This is a genomic window from Burkholderia stabilis, assembly GCF_001742165.1.
Taxonomy (GTDB): domain Bacteria; phylum Pseudomonadota; class Gammaproteobacteria; order Burkholderiales; family Burkholderiaceae; genus Burkholderia; species Burkholderia stabilis.
On the sequence record NZ_CP016442.1, the window covers coordinates 1038919 to 1059923 of the forward strand.

At 67.7% G+C, this 21005-nt stretch carries 17 protein-coding genes; 3 read left to right on the forward strand and 14 right to left on the reverse strand.

What is annotated here, in order from left to right; all coding sequences use genetic code 11:
• The first annotated feature begins 79 nt into the window (after window positions 1-79).
• Together BBJ41_RS04885 and galU are read left to right on the forward strand one after the other, a co-directional pair.
• Window positions 80-2947 (forward strand): valine--tRNA ligase, encoded by a 2868-nt coding sequence (locus tag BBJ41_RS04885; RefSeq protein WP_069745550.1) that lies wholly within the window; start codon window positions 80-82, stop codon window positions 2945-2947.
• Window positions 2948-3034: 87 nt separating this feature from the next.
• Window positions 3035-3919, forward strand: coding sequence for a UTP--glucose-1-phosphate uridylyltransferase GalU (gene galU / locus BBJ41_RS04890; RefSeq protein WP_069745551.1), 885 nt, complete (start codon window positions 3035-3037; stop codon window positions 3917-3919).
• A 52-nt stretch (window positions 3920-3971) separates the two neighbouring features.
• Here galU and BBJ41_RS04895 read toward each other — a convergent pair whose 3' ends face one another.
• From BBJ41_RS04895 to BBJ41_RS04925, 7 genes are all read right to left on the reverse strand, one after another.
• Window positions 3972-4586, reverse strand: a complete 615-nt coding sequence (locus tag BBJ41_RS04895) for a DUF4136 domain-containing protein (protein WP_069745552.1) — start codon at window positions 4584-4586, stop codon at window positions 3972-3974.
• Window positions 4587-4623: 37 nt separating this feature from the next.
• On the reverse strand, window positions 4624-7011 hold the full coding sequence (locus tag BBJ41_RS04900; RefSeq protein ID WP_069745553.1) for a CHASE2 domain-containing protein: 2388 nt from the start codon (window positions 7009-7011) through the stop codon (window positions 4624-4626).
• A gap of 10 nt (window positions 7012-7021) precedes the next feature.
• Window positions 7022-8383, reverse strand: coding sequence for a FecR family protein (locus tag BBJ41_RS04905; RefSeq protein WP_069745554.1), 1362 nt, complete (start codon window positions 8381-8383; stop codon window positions 7022-7024).
• The gene (locus BBJ41_RS04910) at window positions 8380-9084 is read right to left on the reverse strand and encodes a response regulator transcription factor (protein WP_069745555.1); all 705 of its coding nucleotides are present in this window, start codon (window positions 9082-9084) and stop codon (window positions 8380-8382) included. The genes BBJ41_RS04905 and BBJ41_RS04910 overlap by 4 nt, the downstream gene beginning before the upstream one ends.
• 267 nt (window positions 9085-9351) lie before the next feature.
• Window positions 9352-9774 carry a peptidase gene (locus tag BBJ41_RS04915; RefSeq protein ID WP_069745556.1) on the reverse strand — a complete coding sequence of 141 codons (423 nt, stop codon included), beginning with the start codon at window positions 9772-9774 and terminating at the stop codon, window positions 9352-9354.
• Window positions 9775-9959: 185 nt separating this feature from the next.
• Window positions 9960-10187, reverse strand: a complete 228-nt coding sequence (locus BBJ41_RS04920) for a sulfurtransferase TusA family protein (RefSeq protein WP_006402122.1) — start codon at window positions 10185-10187, stop codon at window positions 9960-9962.
• A 117-nt stretch (window positions 10188-10304) separates the two neighbouring features.
• The gene (locus tag BBJ41_RS04925) at window positions 10305-11240 is read right to left on the reverse strand and encodes a LysR family transcriptional regulator (protein ID WP_065500209.1); all 936 of its coding nucleotides are present in this window, start codon (window positions 11238-11240) and stop codon (window positions 10305-10307) included.
• A gap of 109 nt (window positions 11241-11349) precedes the next feature.
• On the opposite strand from BBJ41_RS04925, the gene BBJ41_RS04930 reads away from it, so the two are divergent.
• Entirely contained in the window at window positions 11350-12870 is a 1521-nt protein-coding gene (locus BBJ41_RS04930; protein ID WP_069745557.1) for a CoA-acylating methylmalonate-semialdehyde dehydrogenase, read from the forward strand.
• A 54-nt stretch (window positions 12871-12924) separates the two neighbouring features.
• On the opposite strand, the gene BBJ41_RS04935 is transcribed toward BBJ41_RS04930, so the two are convergent.
• From BBJ41_RS04935 to BBJ41_RS04965, 7 genes are all read right to left on the reverse strand, one after another.
• Window positions 12925-13809, reverse strand: a complete 885-nt coding sequence (locus BBJ41_RS04935) for a MurR/RpiR family transcriptional regulator (protein WP_069745558.1) — start codon at window positions 13807-13809, stop codon at window positions 12925-12927.
• A gap of 298 nt (window positions 13810-14107) precedes the next feature.
• The gene (locus tag BBJ41_RS04940; RefSeq protein WP_069745559.1) at window positions 14108-15280 is read right to left on the reverse strand and encodes a Gfo/Idh/MocA family protein; all 1173 of its coding nucleotides are present in this window, start codon (window positions 15278-15280) and stop codon (window positions 14108-14110) included.
• A 32-nt stretch (window positions 15281-15312) separates the two neighbouring features.
• Complete coding sequence (locus tag BBJ41_RS04945; RefSeq protein WP_069745560.1) at window positions 15313-16239, reverse strand: TIM barrel protein; 927 nt, start codon at window positions 16237-16239, stop codon at window positions 15313-15315.
• A 32-nt stretch (window positions 16240-16271) separates the two neighbouring features.
• Entirely contained in the window at window positions 16272-17285 is a 1014-nt protein-coding gene (gene iolG, locus BBJ41_RS04950) for a bifunctional inositol 2-dehydrogenase/D-chiro-inositol 1-dehydrogenase (protein ID WP_069745561.1), read from the reverse strand.
• Between the two features lie 59 nt (window positions 17286-17344).
• On the reverse strand, window positions 17345-18256 hold the full coding sequence (locus BBJ41_RS04955) for a sugar phosphate isomerase/epimerase family protein (protein ID WP_069745562.1): 912 nt from the start codon (window positions 18254-18256) through the stop codon (window positions 17345-17347).
• 43 nt (window positions 18257-18299) lie between these two features.
• Window positions 18300-19325 carry an ABC transporter permease gene (locus BBJ41_RS04960; protein ID WP_069745563.1) on the reverse strand — a complete coding sequence of 342 codons (1026 nt, stop codon included), beginning with the start codon at window positions 19323-19325 and terminating at the stop codon, window positions 18300-18302.
• Between the two features lie 27 nt (window positions 19326-19352).
• On the reverse strand, window positions 19353-20942 hold the full coding sequence (locus BBJ41_RS04965) for a sugar ABC transporter ATP-binding protein (RefSeq protein ID WP_069745564.1): 1590 nt from the start codon (window positions 20940-20942) through the stop codon (window positions 19353-19355).
• Window positions 20943-21005 lie beyond the last annotated feature (63 nt).

Here is a 21005-nt window from a genome sequence, read left to right on the forward strand (position 1 = left end):
CGATGGCTGGTCGATGTGCATCCATTTATAATTGACGGATTCGGCATCCAATTCACGCATTTTTCGGCAGATTTCCAACATGAGCGACAGCACGCTTGCGAAGAGTTTCGAACCCCACACCATCGAAGCCCAATGGGGGCCGGAGTGGGAAAAACGCGGCTATGCCGCCCCGGCGTTCGACCCGTCGCGCCCCGATTTCGCGATCCAGTTGCCGCCGCCGAACGTGACGGGCACGCTGCACATGGGCCACGCGTTCAACCAGACGATCATGGACGGCCTCGCCCGCTACCACCGGATGCTCGGCGAGAACACGCTGTGGGTGCCCGGCACCGACCACGCAGGGATCGCCACCCAGATCGTCGTCGAGCGCCAGCTCGACGCGCAGGGCGTGTCGCGCCACGACCTCGGCCGCGAGAAGTTCGTCGAGCGCGTATGGGAATGGAAGCAGCAGTCCGGTTCGACGATCACGGGCCAGGTGCGCCGTCTCGGCGCGTCGACCGACTGGTCGCGCGAATACTTCACGATGGACGACAAGATGTCGGCCGCCGTGCGCGACGTGTTCGTCGCCCTCTATGAACAGGGCCTGATCTACCGCGGCAAGCGCCTCGTCAACTGGGATCCGGTGCTGCTCACCGCCGTGTCGGACCTCGAAGTCGCGAGCGAAGAGGAAAACGGCCACCTGTGGCACATCCGCTACCCGCTCGTCGACGGCTCGGGCTCGCTGACCGTCGCGACGACACGTCCGGAAACGATGCTCGGCGACGTCGCGCTGATGGTCCATCCGGAAGACGAACGCTACGCGCACCTGATCGGCAAACTGGTGACGCTGCCGCTGACCGGCCGCGAAATCCCGGTGATCGCCGACGACTACGTCGACCGCGAGTTCGGCACGGGCGTCGTGAAGGTCACGCCCGCGCACGACTTCAACGACTACCAGGTCGGCCTGCGCCACAAGCTCGCCCCGATCGAGATCCTCACGCTCGACGCGAAGATCAACGACAACGGCCCCGAGCAGTATCGCGGCCTCGACCGCTTCGACGCGCGCAAGGCGATCGTCGCCGACCTCGACGCGCAAGGGTTCCTCGACTCCGTGAAGCCGCACAAGCTGATGGTGCCGCGCGGCGACCGCACGGGCGTCGTGATCGAGCCGATGCTGACCGACCAGTGGTTCGTCGCGATGACCAAGCCGGCACCGGAAGGCACGTTCCATCCGGGCAAGTCGATCACCGAGGTGTCGCTCGACGTCGTGCGCGACGGCCAGATCAAGTTCGTCCCGGAAAACTGGACGACCACCTACTACCAGTGGCTCGAGAACATCCAGGACTGGTGTATTTCTCGCCAGCTGTGGTGGGGCCACCAGATTCCCGCGTGGTACGGCGAGAACGGCGAAGTGTTCGTCGCGCGCAACGAGGAAGAGGCGCGCGCGCAAGCCGCCGCGAAGGGTTACGCGGGTGCGCTCAAGCGCGACGAAGACGTGCTCGACACGTGGTTCTCGTCGGCGCTCGTGCCGTTCTCGTCGCTCGGCTGGCCGAACGAAACGCCTGAACTGAAGCATTTCCTGCCGTCGTCGGTGCTCGTCACGGGCTTCGACATCATCTTCTTCTGGGTCGCCCGGATGGTGATGATGACCACGCACTTCACGGGCAAGGTGCCGTTCCATACCGTCTACGTACACGGCCTCGTGCGCGACGCGGAAGGCCAGAAGATGTCGAAGAGCAAGGGCAACACGCTCGACCCGATCGACATCGTCGACGGCATCGACCTCGAAACGCTGGTCGCGAAACGCACGACGGGCCTGATGAATCCGAAGCAGGCCGCGACGATCGAGAAGAAGACGCGCAAGGAATTCCCGGACGGCATCGCCGCGTTCGGCACCGACGCGCTGCGCTTCACGATGGCGTCGATGGCGACGCTCGGCCGCAACGTGAACTTCGACCTCGCGCGCTGCGAAGGCTATCGCAACTTCTGCAACAAGCTGTGGAACGCGACGCGCTTCGTGCTGATGAACTGCGAAGGCCACGATTGCGGCACCGACAAGCCGGAAGTTTGCGGCGCGGGCGACTGCGGCCCCGGCGGCTACCTCGATTTCTCCGCGGCCGACCGCTGGATCGTGTCGCTGCTGCAGCGCACCGAGGCCGACGTGGCGAAGGGTTTCGCCGATTACCGCTTCGACAACGTCGCGACCAGCATCTACAAGTTCGTGTGGGACGAGTACTGCGACTGGTATCTCGAGCTCGCGAAGGTGCAGATCCAGAACGGCACGCCTGAACAGCAGCGCGCCACGCGCCGCACGCTGCTGCGCGTGCTCGAAACGGTGCTGCGCCTCGCGCACCCGGTCATCCCGTTCATCACCGAAGCGCTCTGGCAGAAGGTCGCGCCGCTCGCCGGCCGCTATCCGCAAGGCAAGGCGGAAGGCGAAGCGTCGCTGATGACGCAGGCATATCCGGTCGCGAACCTGGAGAAGATCGACGAGGCGTCCGAGCAGTGGGCGGCCGACCTGAAGGCGATCGTCGACGCGTGCCGCAACCTGCGCGGCGAGATGAACCTGTCGCCGGCGACGAAGGTGCCGCTGCTCGCGGCCGGCGATGCCGAGCGCCTGCGCTCGTTCGCGCCGTACGTCCAGGCCCTCGCGCGCCTGTCGGAAGTGCAGATCCTCGCGGACGAAGCCACGCTCGACAAGGAAGCGCACGGCGCGCCGATCGCGATCGTCGGCCCGAACAAGCTGGTGCTGAAGGTGGAAATCGACGTCGCGGCCGAACGCGAGCGCCTGTCGAAGGAAATCGCGCGCCTGACGGGCGAGATCGCGAAGTGCAACGCGAAGCTCGGCAACGAGGCATTCGTCGCGAAAGCGCCGCCGGCCGTGGTCGAACAGGAGCAAAAACGCGTCGTGGAGTTCCAGAGCACGCTCGAGAAACTGCGCGCGCAGCTCGATCGGTTGCCTGCGTAACAAACGGTAAGGTCGTTTGCGTTCACTATAATGGGGACGTGAACATAGACTGTCTGACAAGTCGATTACAGGAATAAAGGTTCGATCATGTTGAAAGTCACCAAGGCGGTATTCCCCGTTGCCGGCCTCGGCACGCGGTTCCTGCCGGCAACGAAGGCGAGCCCGAAGGAAATGCTGCCGGTCGTCGACAAGCCGCTGATCCAGTACGCGGTCGAGGAAGCGATCGCCGCGGGCATCACCGAAATGATCTTCGTCACCGGGCGCAGCAAGCGCGCGATCGAGGATCACTTCGACAAGTCGTACGAGATCGAGGCGGAACTCGAGGCGCGCGGCAAGGAAAAGCTGCTCGAGCTGGTGCGCAGCATCAAGCCGAGCCATGTCGACTGCTTCTACGTGCGCCAGCCGGAAGCGCTCGGCCTCGGCCATGCGGTGCTGTGCGCGGAAAAGCTCGTGGCCGACAACCCGTTCGCGGTGATCCTCGCCGACGACCTGCTCGACGGCAACCCGCCCGTGATGAAGCAGATGGTCAACGTGTTCGACCACTATCACAGCTCGGTGATCGGTGTCGAAGAGATCCCGCCGTCGGAAACGAAGTCGTACGGGATCGTCGACGGCAAGGAGTGGGAAGAGTCGATCGTCAAGATGTCGGCGATCGTCGAGAAGCCGGCGCCGGAAGTCGCGCCGTCGAACCTCGGTGTGGTCGGCCGCTACATCCTGAAGCCGCGGATCTTCGAGCACCTGCGTGCACTGAAGCCCGGCGCGGGCGGCGAGCTGCAGCTCACCGACGCGATCCAGGCGCTGCTCGCCGACGAGCAGGTGCTGGCCTACAAGTATCAGGGCACGCGCTACGATTGCGGCAGCAAGCTCGGCTACCTGAAGGCGACGGTCGAATTCGCGCTGCGTCACCCGGAAGTCGGCGCGGATTTCGACACCTACCTGCGCACGCGCGACGGCGCGCATCCGGCCGCCTGAGCGCGGCAAGGGCTCGCCCCGGCGGGCCCGCCCTCACCTCACCGGCCACCGCTCAGCGCGCTGCGGCCGGCTTCACCGAGACGACGCCCGGCATTGCGCCCGCGTCGTCTTTTTTCGTCTTGACGAGCCAGCCGCCACCGTCGCCGAACGGCACCTTCGCGAGTGCGCTCTTCACGAGCGCCGGCGCGGCCTGCTGCGCGCCGGGATCACGGTCGCGCAGCGCGGCCGACACGCGGTAGACGTCGGCGCCCGATTTCGCATCGACGAAACGCAGCGTCAGCACGTGGCGATACACCTTGCCCATGAACGGCAGCGCGAACGGCGCCGGCCCGTCGACCGTCACGCAGGCGCTGCTCGCGGCACCGCACTGGTCGGCGCTCGCCGCAACCGAAGCCGGCTGCGTCGCATACGCGATCGACAGCCGGTAACGCGCGGTCGCGAGCGGCTTCGCGTCGAAGCCGCGGCGCGCGAGCTCGTCGCGCACGAGGGTCTCGATCTGCCGGTAGTCTGCGTCATTGGCCTGCGCGGCCGTCCGGACGACATCGTAGCCGTGCGCGCCGGATGCAAACGCATTCGGCTGCCCGACCGCACTCACGCCGCTCGTCACGCCGGCGCAACCCGTCAACAGCGACGCCGCCAGCGCGGCCGCTGCCCATTCCTTTCTCATGGCTTTCCCCAAATGCCTGCCGTCGCGCCCGGCCCTGTCAGGCGGACGGCTCGTCGATCGCGGGCAGCGACACCGTCACCGCGGTGCCGACACCCACTTCGCTGTCGACCGTCACGCTGCCCCCATGGCGCGTGACGACCGTCTTCACGAATGCCATGCCGAGCCCGGAACCCGAGATCTCGGGCCGCTCGCCGGCATGGAATCGCTTGAAACGCTCGAACAGATGCCGCTGATCTTCCGGCGCAATGCCGTACCCCTGATCGCGAATCGTACAGAACATCCGTTTCGACGCGTGCTCGACCGTCAGCGTACACGCGATCACGGTGTCGGACGGACTGTATTTGACCGCGTTGTTCAACAGGTTCACGAATGCGCGCGTGATCAGCGAGCGATCCGCGCGCACCCAGCACATGTCGGTGCCGACGTCGGTATCGATGCGGATGTGCTTCGCCTGCGCCTGCGGCCACACTTCGTCGCTCGCATCGATCAGCACGTCGACGAGGCTCGTCGCTTCGAGCTGGTACACCTGCGACTCCGCGCGCGCCAACTGCACGAACTCGTCGGCAAGCGACAGCGCGCGATGCGCATAGCGCTCGATCCGCGCGAGCAGCCCGCGCGTCGCGTCGGTCTCGACGCGGTCGCGCTCGATCTCGACGAGCGCGAGAATCGAAGCCTGCGGCGAGCGCATGTCGTGCGACAGCAGATGCAGCGCTTCCTCGCGATGCCGCTCGGCCGCGTGCAGCTCGGTCACGTCGACGAGGCCGGCAATCCAGCCCGTCACGCGGCCCTGCGCGTTCGTACAAGCCGCGTAGCGTAACAGATGGTCGAGCCCGTCACGATCGCGCACCTCGATGCCGCGCGCCATCGCGTCGTGCTCGGCCTCGAGCGTCGGGTCCAGCACGGCCGGCCAGTGCTCGCGGATCGCCACGTCGTGTTCGGCGTTGCCGTCGACGGTCTTCATGAACGTCAGCTCGCCGAGCGCGGCGCGCAGCGGCCGCCCTTCCGGCAACGGCAGCGACAGCCGCGACCCGTAGCGCTTCGCCGCGTGGTTCGCGATCAGCACGGTGCCGGCCAGGTCGGTCACGAAGATCGGCTCGGGCATGCTGTCGAGGCTATCCCACACGAAGCGCTTCATGTCCTGCACGCGCTGCGCGGCTTGCGCCATCAGCGCCATCTGCCGCTCGAGCACGTCGCCGCCGACGCTGCGCGTGCGCGGCGCCTCGGGCAGCAGGTGCGGCTCGTCGGCGAGCCGCTGCAGCTCGCGGCGCAGGTACGACATCGTCATTTCCAGGCGCCGCCAGTTCCAGATCGGGTAGACGGCGACCAGCCCGAAGATCGCGGGCGCCGGCGACAGCCAGATGCGCGCCTCGAACAGCAGCGCCAGGCTCGCGACGACGGCGAGCGCGGCGAGGCTCAGCGTCAGCAGCAGCGAGCGCCACGGCGACAGCATCAGGAAACCGCCCAGCAGCGCGGCGAGCGGCAGCAGCGATGCGGCGAACAGCCCCACGCGCGACGCGGGCGAGATCGCGCTGCCGGTCGCCAGCATGTCGAGCACGTTGGCATGGATATACACGCCGGCAAGCGGGCCGAACTCGCCGGACACGGGCGTCGCGAACCGGTCGTACAGCCCCGACGCCGTCACGCCGACCACGACGATCTTGCCGCGCAGCGCGTCGGGCTTCACACGCCCTTCGAGCACGTCGACGAACGACAGCGTCGGATAGGCCGGCGTGTTGCGGCTGAACGGGATCAGGTAGCGGCCCTCGCCGGCCGCGTCGCGCGACAGGTCGTGCGCGTTCGCGCCCGGCGCGCCGCCGACCGGATGCAGCCGGCCGGCCTGGATCGCGCGGTAGACGGGCACCATCAGTTGCGGCCAGCGCACACGTCCGTCGCTTTCGAACAGCGCGACGCTGCGCACGATGCCGTCGCGATCGACTTCGAGATTGATGTGGCCGAGCCCCGTCGCGCGCGCCGCCAACGCGGCCACCGGCGGATCGACGCTACGCGAGCCGTCCGCCTGCTCGGGGCTCAGCAGCACCGGCAGGAAGGTCGGTACGTGGCTCATCGCGTCCGCGAACGCGCGATCCTCCGGCGACGCTTCGGTGAACAGCACGTCATAGACGACGGCGGCCGGCTGCGCGCGCGCCAGCGTGTCGAGCAGCCGCGCATGCACGTCGCGCGGCCACGGCCAGCGGCCGAGCGCCGACACGCTCTGGTTGTCGATGTCGACGACGACCACGTCGGGAGACAGCGGCAGGCTGCGCAGCATCAGCAGCCGGTCGTAGATCAGCCCGTCGACGCTCGACGACAGGCGGCCGAGCGCACACGACAGGATCACCGCGATCCCGAGGCAGCCGATCGCGATCCATTCGATCAGGAAGCGGCGGCCGAGGCGCCGCCGGGGGGAAACGGAATCCGGTTTCATGCGCCGCGGGTCAGCGCGACAACGTGAACGCGCTGACCGGACTGGTCTTCTCGTAGAACTTGCCGCCTTCGAACTCCTCGACGGTCACGGCCCAGAAATAGTCGCCCGGCGGCAGATGCGCGACGGTGATCTTGCGCGCGTGCAGGCCGACCTGATCGACGACCGGCGCGCTCAGGTCCTTCGAGCGCGACAGCACGAACCGGTAGCGCGCACCCTTGCCCGAACCGTTCGGCGACCAGCGGAACTCGTAACCGCCCGCGCCCGGCGACGCGCTCGCGTCGAGCCCCATCACGCGGCGCTCGAACGCATAGGTGCGCGGCAGCCCTTCGAGGCCGTTGGCATCGATCGCGGCGACCCGCACGAAGTAATTCCCGTTCGGTACGTCGCGGAACACCGCGCGCGGCGAATCGGTACGCGTTTCGCGGAACAGGTCGAGCAGCCCCGCGTCGTGCGCGAGTTGCAAGTGGTACGCATGCGCCTGCGCGAGCGGGGCAAGGTCGAACGCGACGTCGGGCTCGTCCTGCACCTTGTCGGGATGCGCGAGCGCCGGTGCGGGCAGCAGCTCGACCGGCGCGCCGACCGCGCCCGACGACGTCGAGACGCTGCCGAAGTTCGCATGCACGAGCGTCGGGCTGGCCTGCTGACGGCCGCCCGCGACACCGACCGTGCCGTCGAGCACTTCGACGCGCGTCGACGCATTGCCGGACGCATCGTAGTTCACGCGAAAGCGCGTGCCGCGCACGCCGGCCACGACCGACGGCGAGCGAATCTGGAAGCGGTCGTCGCGTTTTTTCAGATGGGTGACTTCGCTGTCGACCGAGCCGCGCGTGAGTTCGAACTCGCGATCGAGCGTGCCGGTCAGCACGGTGCGGCGCATCGACTTCAGGTCGAGCTGGCTGTCGGGCGGCAGGCTCATGTGCGTGCCATCGGCGAGCTCGAGCGTCACGAAGCCGTTCGCGCCCGTGCGCACGCGGTCGCCCTCGGCGAGCGTCGCATCGTCCGCGAGCGGCGCATAGGCGCCGCCGGACGCGCGTTCGGCCGTGCCCTGCACCGCAACGACACGCGCGGTCAGCTTTTCCTTGCGCAGGCGCGCGACCGGCAGCTTCAGCGCGACGCCGGGCTGCAGGTGCTTCGGCGCGGGCACGCCGTTGATCTGCTGGAGCAGTTGCCAGTCGTCCGCGCCCTGCAGGTAGCGCGCGGCGACGTCGTACAGCGTGTCGCCGGCCTGCGTGCGATAGACGACCATCTTGCCGGCCGCGGCGGGCGGCTGCGCCACCGCGTGCTGGGCGGTGAACGCAAATGCGACTGCGCACGCCGCGCGCAGCGCGGCCGTACGCAGGTTCGCCGTGCGCTGCGTGATTGCCGCGGTCACTCCGGCTCCCCCTGGCCGACCCGCTCGAGCCGGTAGCCGTAACCGTAGATCGGCGCGAGGCGATAGCCGTTTTCGGGCCGCAGGCCGAGCTTGGTACGCAGCATCGAAATGTGCGTATCCATCGTGCGCGACGGGATGTCGGTCGCCTGCTTCCACACGAGATCGAGAATGTGCGCGCGCGACAGCGGCCGGTCGAGGTGCTGGAACAGCAGCAGCGCGAGCTCGAATTCCTTCTGCGTGAGGCTCACGGCCTTGTCGCCGACGTACGCCTGCTTCAGGTTCACGTCGAAACGGAACTGGTCGAATTCGCGAACGCTCGCCTCGGCGTTGACCGGATACGCGCGGCGCAGCAGCGAACCGATGCGCGCGCGCAGGATCGGGCCCGACACGGGCTTGACCACGTAATCGTCGGCGCCGGCGTTGAGGATCTGCGTGATCCCCGCCTCGTCGTCGCGGCTCGTCATGAAGATGATCGGCAGGCTGTGCTCGGTCTGATTGGCGCGCACCCACTTCAGCACTTCCTCGCCGGACATGTCGGGCACGTTCCAGTCGAGCACCAGCAGATCGAACGTCTCGCGCTGCAGACGCTTCTTCAGGGCCTTGCCTTCCTTGAACGCATAGCACGTATGGCCAACGGCCGTCAGCGTTTGACTGACGAAATCCGTCTGGGCCGGATCGTCATCCAGTACAGCAATTCTCATAGCACCCCGCAAATCGAAATCGATTCGTCCAGTTCAACTCCCCGCGCCACTCCCGCCGCGCAGCATGCACGCGGCTTCCGGATACCGGCCGGCGAGCCATCGTTCGCCGCTCGCGCCATCTGCGCAAACCGGCGACCCCGGCAAAATATCTCAAAAACGGGGCACGGACGAACCGGCGATTTCATCATAGTAGTATGAAATTCGCCAAGAAATTGCGCGGACTACCGTCCTTTTTCGAATAATCCTTCCTGTCGCGCAATCGGACGCCTAGTCGGCACCCGCAATGCCGGCCACCGGCTCGGCGAAATCGTCTGCAGGCACGCGCGCCGACAGCGCCGGTTGCGCGAGCATCCGCTGCAACTGGCCGCGCACGCGTTCCCACGCGGTCGCCGCGTAGTCGGGCTGGCCCGCCGCCCACGCCTGCGCCAGATCGAACACGCGCTCGATCGTCGCACCGCAGTAGGTCAGGCCCGAGCCGTCGTCCTGCGCGGCATCGCGCAGCCGTTCGTCGAGCCACTCCGCCAGCCACGGCATCTCGGCCGCGGCAGAATCCGCGTAGGCCTCCAGCGCGGCACGCGCATGGCGGTCCTGTTGCGGGTCGAGCTCGATCCGGCTCAATCCCGACGTGCGCGACGGCGCAATGCATTCCGCTCCGGACGGACTTCGAATCGTCCCTGGTCTGAAGGACATGTCCTCTCCCCGTTGTACGACGGTAGCGTCAGGCATGGCCCCCGTGCCCGCCGTAGACGTACCGTGGCCGGCGCCTCCGCTGAGCGCGGACGACCGGCCGGGTCAGTATACGCAGCCGGTAACGAAGTGAGGTTTAAGAATTGTCAGAGGCGCAACCGGCCCGGGCCGGCGCGCGATGCGGGCCGTCAGCGGCGGCGCATCAGGAACACGAAGGTCTTGTCCTGCGTCGTCGATTCGACGATCTCGTTGCCCGTTTGCTTCGCGAACGCGGCGAAATCGCGCTGCGAGCCGGGATCGGTCGCGAGCACCTTGAGAATCTGCCCGCTTTCCATATCGGCAAGCGCTTTCTTGGCACGCAGGATCGGCAACGGGCAATTGAGCCCGCGCGCGTCCACTTCCTTGTGAATCTGCATCGGCTGTCGACCTTCGAATGACGCGCCACACGAGGCGCGGGGGTAAGCCGCGATTTTACCGCAGCGACGCCGCCCCCGCCCGGGCGGCCCGCGGCCCGGCGCCCGCGGGCGCCGGCCTCACGCGCCGGAGAAGCCGCCCGCGAGCCGTTCGCGCAGGTGCCGCACCAGCGCGCGCACCGCGCTCGGCACGACCGGGCTGTACGGGCGGATCGCGAAAATGTGATCGCCGAACGCGCCCGACGGCCGCCAGCCGTCGAGCAGCGCGACGAGCCGGCCGGCGTCGAGATCACGCCGCGCGCTGAAATCGGGCAGCAGCGCGATGCCGAGCCCGCCGAGCGCGGCCTCGCGCATCGCCTCGCTGTTGTTCGCCGCGAAACTGCCGCGCACCGGCACGCTCACGCGCTGGCGCCGCCGGCCGTCCGGCTCGAAGCTCCAGGCAGCCGGCTCGTTGTCGCGCAGGTAGCACAGGCAGCTGTGATCGACGAGTTCGCTCGGGTGCCGCGGCGCGCCGCGCGCGTCGAGGTAGTCACGGCTCGCAACCAGCAGCGAGCGTGTATCGCACAGCTTCCACGCGACGTGGGTCTGCGGCGCGGTGGTCGTGTGCCGGATCGCGAGGTCGAAGCCCTCCTGCGTCAGCGAGTGCAGCCGGTCCGACAGGTCGAGCTCGATGTGCACGCCCGGATGCTGCCGCAGGAAATCGGGCAGGTGCGGCACGACCTGCTGGCGCCCGAGCGCGACCGGCGCCGTCACGCGCAGCAGCCCGCGCGGCTCGCCGGCCAGATCCTTCACGCGCGCGAAATGCTGCCCGATCGACTCGAACGCGTCGCGCGTGCTGTCGACGAGCGTCTGGCCCGCATCGGTGAGCCGCACGCTGCGCGTCGTGCGGCGCACGAGCGGCACGCCGGCGGCCTTTTCGAGATCGGCGATGCGCTGGCTCATCGCGGCCTTGCTGATGCCGAGCCGCTGCGCGGCGGCCGTGAAACTGCCGGCCGCGGCCAGCACCGTCAGCGAATGGATATGCGGCCAGAGCGCCTGGACATTTTGCTGATTCATCCACCGATTATTCAGAATTCTGAACAGTGAATCAAGTTTCGCGGCCTTCTCCCGCCCCGCCGGTTTCCCTAGACTAGCTTCCATCCATCCCCCATCCCCAGGAGACACGATGAATCCGGTTCCCGCTTACACGTCCGACGCCGACGTCGGCCACTATGTCGACGGCGCGCCCGTCGCCGGCCGCAGCGGCCGCTTCCAGGACGTCCTCAATCCCGCGCTCGGGCGGGCGGTGCGCCGCGTCGCGCTCGCCGATCACGACGAAGTGCAGCAGGCCGTCGCCTCCGCCAACGCCGCATTCCCGGCCTGGGCCGCGACGCCGCCGATCCGCCGCGCGCGCGTGCTGCACCGCTTCCTGCAACTGATGAACGAGCACCGCGACACGCTCGCGGCCATCATTACGGCCGAGCACGGCAAGGTGTTCTCCGATGCGCAAGGTGAAGTCGCGCGCGGCATCGACATCATCGAATTCGCCTGCGGCGTGCCGCAACTGCTGAAGGGCGATTTCACCGACCAGGTCAGCACCGGCATCGACAACTGGACGATGCGCCAGCCGCTCGGCGTCGTCGCGGGCATCACGCCGTTCAACTTCCCGTGCATGGTGCCGTGCTGGATGTTCCCGGTCGCGATCGCGACGGGCAACACGTTCGTGCTGAAGCCGAGCGAGCGTGACCCGTCGGCGGCGCTGTTCATCGCCGACCTGCTCACGCAGGCCGGCCTGCCGGCCGGTGTGTTCAACGTCGTGCAGGGCGACAAGGGCGCGGTCGACGCACTGCTCGACCACCCCGACGTGCAGGCCGTCAGCTTCGTCGGCTCGACGCCGATCGCGGCCTACGTGCAGCAACGCGCGGTGCAGTCGGGCAAGCGCGTGCAGGCGCTCGGCGGCGCGAAGAACCATCTCGTCGTGATGCCCGATGCGAACATCGAGCAGGCCGTCGACGCGCTGATCGGCGCGGCGTACGGCTCGGCCGGCGAACGCTGCATGGCGATCAGCGTCGCGGTGCTGGTCGGCGACGTCGCCGACAAGATCGTGCCGGCGGTCGCCGAACGCGCGCGCAAGCTGGTGATCGGCGACGGCATGTCGCCGGAAGTCGAGATGGGCCCGATCGTCACCGGCGAAGCGCTGAAGCGCATCGAAGGCTATATCGAGCAAGGCGTGAGCGAAGGCGCGCAACTGGTGGTCGACGGCCGCGGCCTGCGCGTGCCGGGCCGCGAGGCGGGCTTCTTCACCGGCGGCACGCTGTTCGACCACGTGACGCCCGAGATGCGGATCTACAAGGAAGAAATCTTCGGGCCCGTGCTCGGCTGCGTACGCGTGAAGGATTTCGGCGAAGCGGTCGACCTGATCAACGCGCACGAGTTCGGCAACGGCGTGTCGTGCTTCACGAGCGACGGCGGCATCGCGCGCGAATTCGCGCGGCGCATCCAGGTCGGGATGGTCGGCATCAACGTGCCGATTCCGGTGCCGATGGCATGGCACGGCTTCGGCGGCTGGAAGAAGAGCCTTTTCGGCGACATGCACGCGTACGGCGAGGAAGGCGTGCGCTTCTACACGCGCCAGAAGTCGGTGATGCAGCGCTGGTCGTCGAGCATCGGCAAGGGCGCCGAATTCGCGATGCCGACCGCGAAGTAAGCCGGCCGGCGCACCGCCCGCCGAGTATCGCGGGCGGTACGCCGGCAGAATGCGTCAGCCGGCTTTCGTACCGTGCGCGCCGTCGGCGGTCGGCAGGTACGACAGCTCGAGCCGGTACGCGAGCGCGACGAACAGGCTCTGCGCGAGGCCCATCGTGGCCGTCAGCGCGCGGAAGCCGAACGTCTCGCTGTCCTGCACCATCAGCGTCACCTCGGCCTCCCGCGCGAGCGGGCTCATCCGGCTGTCGGTGATCGCGATCAGGCGCGCGCCGCGCTGCACGGCCTGCTGCGCGACCTGCACCGTTTCTTCCGCATACGGCATGAACGAGATGACGATCATCACGTCGCCCTCGCGCACCGACCGGATCTGCCCGAGATGCATGCTGCCGAGCGCGCTGAACAGCCCGATGCGCTTGTCGGTGTGCTGCAGCGCATAGTCGAGATACACCGCGATCGGAAACGCGCGCCGCGAGCCCGCGATCCAGATCGCCTGCGTCTGGGCGAGCAGGTCCACGGCCTGCGCGAGCGCCTGCGGGTCGAGCGTCTGCCGCAGCTGCTGCATCCCGGCAATGCTGCCCTTGATGAATTCGTCGGCGATCTGTTCGGGCTGCAGGCTCGACGAGCCCGATTCGATCACGTCGCGCAGCCGCAGGTTGTACGCGCGCCCGGGCGCGATCTGCTGCGCGAGCCCTTCGCGGAACAACCGCTGCATCTCGGAGAAACCGGAGAAGCCGAAATGCTTCGCGAAGCGCACCACCGCCGACGGTTGCACGCCGCAGGCCTCCGCGAGCGACTGGATGCCTTCCAGCCCAAGCTGGTCCCGATGCGTTTCCACGTGGCGCGCAATGACCTTCAGGCGATTGCTGAGGCCCTCGTATTCCTGCGTCAGATGCTGCAGGAACTGCTCGACGGTGGCGGGAGGTTTCTCGGATGAACTCATCGGATAGCGCGAAGTTGACGGCCCCGATGCGCGCGCGATGCGGACGGACGCGGCCCGGGACTCACCTGGATACATGCATGAAGGGCGAATTTAATCACGTTTGCGGCACGGCCCGTGCCGCACGTGTCGCTCCCACGCGCTCGATCATCACTTGCACACGCTCCACGGCAAGACTGGAAGCGATTGTCCAACGCTCTCGGGGCGTCGTAAAGATTAGGGTGTCTACCGAGTGCGCCGACGCCGGCGGCCGGTGCGCAGCGATGCACAGCGGGCGCGCAGCCGGCCTGTCGCGCCCGACTCAGCGATAGTCGATCCACACGCCGCCCGCGTCGGCGGAACGCACGCAGTTCTCGACCCACCGAACGCCCTCGACGCCCGCGTGGACGTCCGGATAGCGGATGTTCTTCAGCGCCGCGGTGTCGCCGCGATCGGCCGCGTCCATCGCAAGCGCGAAACGCGCGTAAAGATTCGACCACGCCTCGAACAACCCTTCCGGATGCCCTGCGCCGATGCGATCTTCGCGCAATGCATGCGGATGCAGATAGCCCATCCCGCGGTCGAGCACCTGTGCGGGCTGCCCCTGCACTTCGTAGCGCAACTGGTTCGGATGCTCGTCCCACCATTCGACGCTCGCCTTCGAGCCGATCACCCTCACCTTCTGGCTGTGCATCGAGCCCGCGTTCACCGCGCTCGACCACACGTAACCGACCGCGCCCGTGTCGTATTCCATGATCGTGAACGCGTTGTCCTCGAGCGGCGCGCGGCTCTTCACGAAGCTCTGCCGCGAACACATCAGCCGGCGAATCTTCAGCTCGGGCGCCATCACCTCGGAGATGTACAGCGGATGCGTACCGATATCGCCGAGCACGTAGCTCGGGCCCGCGAACTTCGGATCGACGCGCCAGCGCGCGGCCGCGCTCGCGGCCTCGACGCCCTCGCTGTGGAACCCGTGCGCGAACTGCATCTGCACGATGCGGATCTCGCCGAGATCGCCGCGCGCGATCATCTCGCGCGCCTGTTCGATCATCTGGTGCCCCGAGTAGCCGTACGCGACGCCGACGATCCGGTTCTTCTCGACCGACAGCCGCTGCAACGCCTCGGCCTCCTCGGTCGTGAAGCACAGCGGCTTCTCGCAGACCACGTGCAGCCCCGCATTCAGCGCGGCGCGGCAGATCTCGAAGTGCGTGTTGTTCGGCGTCGCGATCGACACCGCGCGAATGCCGTCCGGGCGGCGCGCCTCGGCGTCGAACATCGTCGCGTAGTCGGGATAGCAGCGATCCGCCGCGACGCCGAGCTTCACGCCGAACTGGCGGCCGCGCTCGGGATCGATGTCGAACGCGCCGGCGACCAGCTGGAAGCTGCCGTCGCGCAATGCGGCCGAGCGGTGGCTGTAGCCGATCTGGCTGCCGAGCCCGCCGCCGACCATGCCCCAGCGAATCGAGTGTCCAAGCAGAATCTGTCCGTCAATCATGATGGTGGTGGTCCTGGTTCGTCGTCAAAGCGTCAAGCGAAGCCGGCCGACGCGAGAAACGCGCGGCTCGCGGCGACATCGCGCAGGCTCGTGCCCGCATGGCGCGGATCGCGTTCCTGCTCGATCGTGATATAGCCGGCGTAGCCGATGTCGTCGAGTGCGCGCCGGATCGACGGGTAGTCGAGCACCCCCTTGCCGATCGGGCACATCACGCCGCGCGCGCACGCGGCGAAGAACGCGATGTGCTCGCCCATCACCGCGTCGTACACGGCCGCGTCGATGTCCTTGAAATGCACGTAGTCGAGACGCGCCGCATGGCGGCGCAGCCACGTCTCCGGGTCCATGCCCGAGTAATGCAGGTGGCCCGTGTCGAGGCACAGGCCGACCGTGTCGGCCGTGATATCGGCGACGATCCGGTCGATCTCGTCGGCAAACTCGATGTAGCCGCCCGCATGCGGATGGATCACCGCGCGCACGCCGAATTCGTCGCGCGCGATCGTCGCGATCTGACGGATGTGGTCGACCATGCGCACCCAGCGTTCGTCCGACAAGCGCGGCGCACGATCGGCATGGCCGGCCGCATAGTCGCGCTCGTCGTGCCCCCAGTCCATCACGACCAGGTACGGCGCCGCGTAGCGCTGCCCGTGCTGCGTCGGCAGCTTCGGCAGCCGCGTGATCAGCGCGCAGATTTCGCGCGTCTGGCGCAGCAGGTTCGGCAGGTTCTCCGGCGATACGAGATCGTCGAAGATCGTGCCGGCGGTGATGCTCAGGCGCTGCCGCTCGAGCTCGGCGCTCACCACGTCGAGTTCGAGCGGGATATAGCCGTACGGCCCGAGCTCGATGCCCGAGTACCCGGCCTGCGCCGCTTCGGCGAGCACCTGCCGCCACGGCGGCAGGTGCGGGTTCTTCACGTCGTCGACGCCCCAGCAGCAGGGTGCGCAACCCATCTTCATCGTCATGTCGGTCAGTCCGGCAGGAAGGCGGCCACGGTTCAGCCGCGATAGAACGCGGGGCGCTCGGCCATCGCGATCGGCTCGACCGCGCCGCTCTTTTGCGCGTGCACGCACGCGTCGGCCGCGACCGCCGCCGCATAACCGTCCCACGCGGACGGCCCGGTGAGCGCCCCCTGCCGCACGCCGTCGATGAACGCCTGCAGCTCGACGTCGTACGACGCGATGAAACGCTCCTTCCAGTCGGTCATGATCTCGACCGACTGCCGCGCCGCGTGCTTGAGCCCCACGGCCGGCGGATCGGGCAGCTTCGCGATGCCCTGCTCGCCGACCACCTCGCACTGGATGTCGTAGCCGTACTGGCAGTTGACGAAGATCTCGACGTCGATGCGCACGCCGCTCGCGGTTTCCAGCAGCACGATCTGCGGATCGGCGAGATGCGCGGATGCATGGCGCGTCTTCTTCGGATAGACGACCTGCGCACTCGTGTAGTCCTCGCCGAGCAGCCAGCGCAGCACGTCGAGTTCGTGGATCAGCGTGTCGGTGATCGCCATGTCGGTCGTGTAGCGCTCGCCGACCGACTGGTTGCGGTGCGCGCAATGCAGCATCAGCGGCGCGCCGATCTCGCCGCTGTCGATCACGCGCTTCAGCGCGCGATAGCCTTCGTCGTAGGGCCGCATGAAGCCGACCTGCACGAGCCGGCGGCCATGCGCGACTTCCGCCTCGACGATCCGCATGCAGCCGTCGGCCGTGACGGCGAGCGGCTTCTCGCAGAACACCGGCTTGCCGTGCGCGATCGCGTCGAGCACGAACGCTTCGTGTGTCGGCCCCCACGACGTGACGAGCACGGCCTGCACGTCGGCGGCCGCGACCACTTCGTGGCCGTCGCCGTAAATCTCGGCGTCGAGCCCAGCCTTCGTCACCGCGTCGCGCGCCTGCTGCGGATCGATGTCGTTGACGGCCACGACGCGCGCGCCGGACAGCGTGCGGGTCAGTCTGCGAATGTGGTCCTGGCCGATCGCGCCGCAGCCGATCACGCCGATTTGCAAGGTCATCTGAAAGTCTCCAGTCGTTCATCAGCGGCGCGGCCCGTGCCGCGCCGGTCAGCAATCAGTCAGCGCGCCGCGCGATCGAAATGGCGATCGACGTAGCGCCGGATCGTGTCGCGCATGTAGCGCGACGACGCTTCCGCACGGTCCTCCCACGCGAACACGCACGACGACATCACGCCGTCGAAACCCGCGGTGCCGAGCGCGCGGAAAAACACGTCCCAGTCGATCTCGCCCTGCCCGATGTCGAGATGCTGGTGCACGCGGATCTGGTTCGAGCCCGGCGGGTTCACGATGTAGCGCAGCTGGCTGCTCTTGCGGTGGTCGAAGGTGTCGGCCACGCGCACGTGCGCGAGAATCAGCGCGGCCTGCGCGATCATCGCGGCCATGTCGTCGCCGTAGTAGAACGTGTGCGGCGCGATATACGACAGCTTCAGCGACGGCGAGCCGAGGTTCGTCACGATGTCGATCGCCGGCTGCAGCTGCTCGATCCAGTCCTCCGGATGCGGCTCGACCGACAGCACAATGCGCTCGCGCTCGAGGATCGGCAGCAGCTCATCCATCGAGCGAAACCACGCGGCTTCGCACAGCTCCTTCGGGTTCGCGCCCGGCCGCTCGCCGACCGAGCGCTCCGGCGACGCGCCGCGCCCGAACTCCGACACCATCAGCGCGCACTCCATCTCGAGCGCCACCTCGATCGCCTTCTTCCAGCAGCGCACGGCCCATAACCGCTCGTCCTCGAACGGACTCGCCCAGCGGTACATCGGCTGCAGCGACGCGAGGCCGACGCCGCTCGCGCGCATCGCCTGGCGGAACGCGGCCATGCGCTCGCGCGTCGCGCGCGGCATCACCCACCAGTCGAGAAAGTCGCTGCGCGGCGACAGCTCGATCTGGTCGTAGCCGAGCTCGGCCACCGCGTGCGGCAGCCGGTCGAGCGGCAGATGGCGAATCATGTAGGGGTCCAGCGCGATCTTCATCAGGCTTCCTTCACGCATTCGGGTTCCGGTCGGACGCGGGCGCTCAGCGGCGCGTCTTCTTGTTGCGATACTGATCGGCGATCACGGCCGCGACGATGATCGCGCCCTTCACCATCTCCTGGTAATACGCGTCGATGCGGATGAACGTGAAGCCCGACGTCATCACGCCGAGGATCAGCACGCCGATCACGGTGCCCGTCACGCGGCCGAGGCCGCCCGACAGCGACGTGCCGCCGATCACGACCGCCGCGATCGCATCGAGCTCGTACATCACGCCCATGCCCGACTGGCCGGAGATCGCGCGCGCGGCCGTCACGGTGCCGGCGATCCCGCTCAGCAGGCCCGCGATCGCATAGACGAAGATCAGGTGGCGCGTGACGTTGATGCCCGACACGACGGCTGCGTGACGGTTCGCGCCGATCGCGTATGTGTACTTGCCGAAGCGCGTATAGCGCAGCACGACGTGGAAGATCGCGGCGATCACGAGAAAGATGACCACCGGATTGGCGCCTGCGCCGATGGCCGCGAACTGGTCGGTCAGCATCGACACCGGCATCCCGTTGGTGAACCACTTCGCGAAGCCGCGCGCGGCCACCATCGTGCCGAGCGTCGCGATGAACGGCGGGATGCCCGTCATCGCGATCAGCGAACCGTTCAGCAGGCCGACCAGCAGCCCGACGCACACGCCGGCCAGCACCGGCCAGATGATCGGCAGATCGGTCAGGTGCGGAAACACCGCGCGCGGGAAATCGGACACCTGCGCGAGGCTCGCCGACACGACGGCCGCCGCCGCCACGACCGACCCCGACGACAAATCGATCCCGCTGGTGATGATCACGAGGTTCACGCCGACCGCGATGATGCCGATCACGGCCATCTGCAGCACGATGATCTCGAGCCGCTCGGCGTTGAACAGGAAGCTCTGCCCGACGACGATCCACCCGACGATCTCGAAGAACAGGCTGATGCCGACCAGCACGAGAAAGATGCTCAGCTCGGGCGGCCATTTCGTGTGCCGCGCCTTGATTGTCATGGTCTGCGCGTCCGCGACCGGATTCAGGTTGCCCATTTCAGTTGTCTCCATGCTTGTTGCGGCTCAGCGCGACGCGAGATCCATGATGCGGACCTGGTCGGCGTCCTTGCGATCGACGATGCCGGTCATGCGCCCTTCGTGCATCACCATCACGCGGTCGCTCATGCCCAGCACCTCCGGCATCTCCGACGAGATCATCAGCACCGCGACGCCCTTGCCGGCGAGCGCGCTGACGAGCCGGTGAATCTCGGCCTTCGCGCCGACGTCGATGCCGCGCGTCGGTTCGTCGAGGATCAGGATGCGCGGCTGCGTGAGCAGCCAGCGGCCGATCAGCACCTTCTGCTGGTTGCCGCCCGACAGGTTCTGGATCTCCTCGTGCAGCCCGGGCGTCTTCACGCGCAGCATCCGGCTCATTTCCTCGCAGTCGCGTTTCAACTGCGCGTGCTGCACGAAGTTGAACTTCACGTAGCGGTTGCTGAGCACGGCCGCTTCCATGTTCGCGAGCAGGTCGAGATTCAGGAAGCAGCCGGTGTCCTTGCGGTCTTCGGTCAGGAATGCCATCCCGTGCTTCATCGCCTGCGCGGGCGTCGTGATCCGCACCGGCTTGCCGTCGATCCGGATCTCGCCCGACGTGGCCGGCACGACGCCGAACAGCGCCTCCGCGACGTTCGAGCGCCCCGAGCCGACGAGGCCCGCGACGCCGAGGATCTCCCCCGCGCGCAGCTCGAAGCTCACGTCGCGAAACACGCCCGCGACGCCGAGGTCCTTCACCGACAGCACGACCTCGCCGATCGGCACGTCCTCTTTCGGGAACATCTGCGTGATCTCGCGCCCGACCATCATGCGGATGATGTCGTCGCGCGTGACGTCGCTCGACGCATGCGTGCCGATGTACTTGCCGTCGCGGAACACCGAAAACTCGTCGGCGATCTCGAACAGCTCGTTCATCTTGTGCGTGATGTAGACGATGCCCTTGCCCTGCTCGCGCAGCTGGCGAATGATCCGGAACAGGTGCGTGACTTCCTTGTCGGTCAGCGCCGACGTCGGCTCGTCCATGATCAGCACGTCCGAGTCGAACGACACGGCCTTCGCGATCTCGACCATCTGCCGGCTCGCCACCGTCAGCGTGCGCACGTCGGTTTCGGGATCGATGTCGATCGACAGCCGCTCGAACAGCGCGGCCGTGCGGCGGCGCAGCTCCGCGTGATCGATCAGGCCGAAGCGGTTCTTCGGTTCGCGGCGAATCCAGATGTTCTCCGCGACCGTCATGTACGGCATCAGGTTGAGCTCCTGATGGATCATCGCGATCCCGCGGTCGAGCGCATCGAGCGGGCCGGTCAGCACGACCGGTTCGCCGTTGATCAGGATTTCGCCCTGGTCGGGCGTGTAGACGCCCGCGATGATCTTCATCAGCGTCGACTTGCCCGCGCCGTTCTCGCCCATCAGCGCATGAACGGTGCCGCGCCGCACGCGGAACTGCACGCCGTCGAGCGCGACGACGCCGGGAAAGGACTTGCCGACCCCGCGCACCTCGAGCACACAGTCGGCCGCGGAAGCCGGCGCGCCGTCCCGGCCGGACGATCCGGTCGACCCGGACGAAGCGGCCGGCGCGTCGCCGCCGGCCATCGGGCGCGCGATCCTGGCTGTAAACATGGACGTTCCTCGACAGTCGCGCGCGAACCCGGTCGTGCCGGGCTCGCGCAGTTCAACGGAAAA